Annotated in this window: 1 protein-coding gene; it reads right to left on the minus strand. The window is 49.9% G+C overall.

The window, feature by feature from the left end; all coding sequences use genetic code 11:
- Positions 1-4,744 (minus strand): hypothetical protein (locus HKN79_07020; protein ID NNC83312.1); only part of this gene is annotated, 4,744 nt, incomplete at both ends.

Raw genomic sequence — 4,744 nt, forward strand, 5'->3', positions numbered from 1 at the left:
ATGGCTCTGGAACTGGGAATACATCGATCTCTACCGAGCTCTCAGCTGTACACTGATAAGAGTTGAATACTGTGACCGTATACACTGTTTCTTCTACAGGTTGAGCGTTTGCAGTGGAGGTATTGACATTGTATAGACTGGGGTGAGGATGCCAGTCATAGGATACTCCACCATAGGCCTGTAGTTCCAGCTCATCTCCCAGACAGATGTTGAGCGGTCCATTGATTCCGAAATCAGTGGGAGCTGGATCGATATTCACGACCAGTTCATCCTGAGTCGAACAGATACCCCATGTTGCGGTCAGGATGAAGGTCTCTTGCACCGGAACGGTCCCTTCATTTCCAGGGAATGCCGTGGTCATGCTCTGTCCAGCATCAGCAAGGAATGCCGCGTTGGACCAACTATAAGCTGCGTCTCCTTCTGGCAAGATTCCGATCTCTACAGTGTCACCTGAACATATGGAGATATCAGGGCCTAAAGCGACTGCAGGTGCAGGAAGTATCTGTACATCGACACTGTCCCCTATCGAGGTAGGACAATGAGCATCTTCCAGTCCTTGTATGTGATACCAGCCGCTGATACTTGGCGTAAGGGGATACTCTGGATCGACAGTCGTGATAGTCTCTTGTAAGACTCCATCGATGCTCCAATCAAAGGTCCATGGACCATCTCCTGTGAGCAATACAGGAAACTCCTCGATCTCATTCTCACATTGGGAGATATTCTCCGGGAGGAAAACAGCCGTAGGAAGTTCGTGGACGATTATTGGAACTTCTACACTCAGCTCGACTGCACAATAATTGTCGGAGAGCTGCTCGAAGGTGAATATTCCTTCTTCATCGATTTCCACACTTCCTTCTGAAGACGAATACACGGTGCTCGAATTCTGCCCTGTGTAGGAATACCCTACCTCGAAAGGCCCTGATCCCATCATGGTGAAATCAATAGAGGCGACTTCTCCCATGCAGATCTCTGGCGAATTGCTAGTCACTTCTAATATAGGGAGGCTGTGAAAGATCAAAGGGGTCGAATTGGAAATCGAGACATCTGGATGGCTCAAATCCACATCTCCATTATCGTCCGCATTACCCACTACAGAATTGACATAGTATATGACATCCGGTTGGATGTTCTCCTCATAGACGAAAAGACCTGAATTCGAGATTGCAAGTAGGGTGCCTATGCCATTGGGAGCATCGTGCAATATGTATTGCTGTGTATCATCAGCATCTAGGAAAGCTTCATTTTCAATCACTACCTGTATGGCATCCCCAATACAGGCATGAAGCGTATCGCTGGATAATGAACCTGCATCTGACAGGGAAGGGCAGCTGAAGGCACCCGAGATGACCAATGGAGCACAATCGTGAATGTCGTTCAGGATGAACGAATAATCTTCTCCGGTAGAGATGGGGTCGGAGGTGAATAGCGTCCCGTTCAATGTCCCATCTCCCAGTACGCTGTAACTTTCCATATCACCGCCTTGGATATCGAAGGATATCTGGTACTGCGTGTTGGTATTTATGCACGTAGCTTGGGTGGATAATGTATCTGGAGCATCCCAGAATTCGATGGTCACTTGGTCTTGATCGGTACAGCCAGTATTATCCTCGGTCCAAGTGAGCGTATAAGAGCCGTAGTCCGAAGCGCTGACCGTTGTACCTGCGTCTGTTGGGTCAGCGAAAGAAAGCCCACCTACAGACTCCCATTGTCCTAGGCCTGCACTCGGTTGAGCGAGTAGAGTTGTGGACAAGCCACAGACTCCCTGGTCTTCCCCGGCATAAGCAATTGGGCTCGGATGTATGATGAGTGTGATGCTTGATTCGCTCGCCTCACATCCCTGACTACCCTCTGCAATAATGGTCAGAACCACCGAGCCATTGTCTATGTCCTCAGAACTGGGTCCATACTCGGTAATATCCGTATCTGGGGAGCCGAAGGTCCCACTTCCACTCGTAGTCCATTGCAGGGAAGTGGAGTGCTGAGCTTCAGCGTACAATGTGAAATTCTCCCCGCTGCAGATATCCAGATCCTGATTCTCGATACTGACAGAAGGAGCAGGAGTGACATCGATGGTAAGCAGGCTCTTGTCCGTTCCACATCCTTCCCATTCCACTTCATATTCTATTTCGAAGGATCCTATTCCAGAAGCAGATGGGTCGAATATGCCTCCATTGAGAGCTCCACTGGATGAAAGATCGGTCCAATTACCATCGACATCCGCACCACCGGAGATATATTCTATCAGGTCGATCGAGTTGGAAGATGCACATAAGCTGATCGCTCCATCTTCACCAGCATTGGGACCTTCACTGACTTCGATGATCACTTCGGAATAATCCATTCCACACGATCCTTCTCCATCTATTGCGTAGGTGACTGTATACGATCCGATCTCTGTCAATCCAGGATCGAAAGCGCTGCCGACCAATGCTCCAGAACTATCTGTGTCCTCCCATTGTCCTCCAGATTGCGCTTCAGAAGAAAGTAAGGGGGTCAGTTCGAATGCCTGACCGGTAACGCAGACTGCATAGGAATTATCTTCTCCAGCTTCAGCAGGTGTGCTGACAGTGAGTAGCAATTGGTCGCTGGCAGATGGACAAACAGGGTTACCATCTACAGTGATCTCCAAGGTGGTATTCCCACTGAGGAGGTCGGTCGGACCGGGAGTATAGACAGGGTCTTCGGAGTTCGGGTCGTCAAAAGTGCCATCTCCATCTGTGGTCGTCCATTGGATAGAAGTGGCATTCTCAGCGCTTCCATCCAAATTCACTGATTGTGAACCACAAGTCTCTATTGCTTCTTCACCTGCATCGGCAGTCGGAGCAGCCACGATTCCGAGCTGCAGACTATCCATTGTCAGAGGGCATGAGTTGCTGCTCAGTGCCTGGAGGTATAGCATCACTTCGCCAGAAGCGATATCCGCAGGTCCGGGTGAATAATCAGGTTCGAGCGCATTCTCATCGGTGAATGCACCGTCACCAGAGGAGGTCCAAGTGAGAGTGGCATAGTCAGATGCCTGGGTCTGGGTGGTGTATTCAGAATTCTCACAGATTACCGGGTCAAAATCCAAGAAAACGATGCTAGGAGCTGATTCTACGATAAGTGTCATGCTGCTCTCATCCAAAGAATTGCAATCCGCTATCTCCACTTGATAGGAGTACTCGTACGTTCCAGGTCCGAGTTCTTGAATGTCCAGAGTGTTCCCGTCAAGTCCATCGCTCGTAGTGATAGCTGACCACGTACCAGCTGACTGGGCATTAGTGGGGATATAATCGAGAAGTTCGATTACGCCAGTAGATTCACATAGTGAGAAAGAAGTGTCATCCCCGGCATTGGCCGCTGAGGTGACTGTGATCTCCATGGTGCTCACATCAGTTGGACATGCATCTGATGCACTTACTTCATATTCGAAAAGATAGGTTCCATCCGCTACCATCGATGGGTCGAACTCGCTACCGGTCAATGCTCCTGATCCGTCTACATCTGTCCAGGCTCCACCGCTATCAGCATCGCTATCCAAAAGGTTATTCAGATCAAGAGCAGGCGAACTGCTGCAAAGGGTTGCTGCATTGTCAGCTCCGGCTTCTGCCCCGGTCGCGATGGTCACCGATACTGAGGTAGTGGTAACCGGACATGAAGGGTCACCGTAGCCGTTCAGTATGAGATCGACCGTTCCAGCTTGAATATCATCGTCACTGGTAGTATAGATGGTGTTCCCGGAATCAGGGTCAGTAAAGACACCGCTTCCATTACTGGTCCAGAGCAAGCTATCCGTTTGGTCGGCCGAGCCGTTCAATAGGACCTGTTGAGTCTCACATATGGTGATCATAGATTCAGAGGTGCTCACATTTGGTTCAGCACCTATGGTCAATGAGACGAATGCAGTGTCGCTCTGACAGCCTTCCAAAGAAGTTATGTAGTTGATGAGGAAGTCACCCGGCCCTGAAGAATTAGGGTCGAAGGTTCCATCTAGCAAAGCTGAAGTCGTAGGTTCAGAGGTCCAAGTTCCATCGGATTGTGGATTGCCGGTCAACTGTGAAAAAAGGTCGATCGGGGCTTCTGATTCGCAGAGTGATAGGGATGTACCGACTCCCGATTCTGTACCTGTCGTCACCTCTACTGTGATAGTGCTCTCATCATCGTCACAGGGAGGGGTCCCGCTGACCTGGTAGACTATGGAGAACACTCCTGGGCCCGATAGAGATGGATTGAACACTGTTCCGTTCAAAGCGCCACTTCCGTCTTGATCAACAAAGGTTCCGCCTCCGTCAGCATCTGCGCTCAGATAATTCTGTAGGTCGATCTCTGAGGCGGATTCGCAGATGGATAGGCTGTTATCCGAACCGGCCGATGGAGCTTCTGTAATAGTTAGAGAGAGGGATTCACTGGTCACCGGGCATACATTTGAGAGCGGTATTCCCGTATAGGTGAGCGTGGCAGATCCAGAAGTGATATCGTTGGGTCCAGGGAAGTAGGTCGGGTCTTCACCGGTATTGCTGAATGTTCCATCACCGGATGTCTGCCAATTCGTGGATGAAGTGTTCTCTTGATTCCCATTCAGGACCACTTGACCATCAGAACAGATGTCGGTAGAGGAGGAGGCATCTGCAATGACCTCTGGTAGTCCGATGATCTCCACAAAGACAGAGGTCTCAATTACAGGACACACGCTTTCACCATCCGCAGTGAGGGTGATCGTCACTCCGCCATTGATAGAATCATTGACTCCTGGTTGGTATGT

The sequence above is a fragment of the Flavobacteriales bacterium genome (assembly GCA_013001705.1).
Taxonomy (GTDB): domain Bacteria; phylum Bacteroidota; class Bacteroidia; order Flavobacteriales_D; family JABDKJ01; genus JABDLZ01.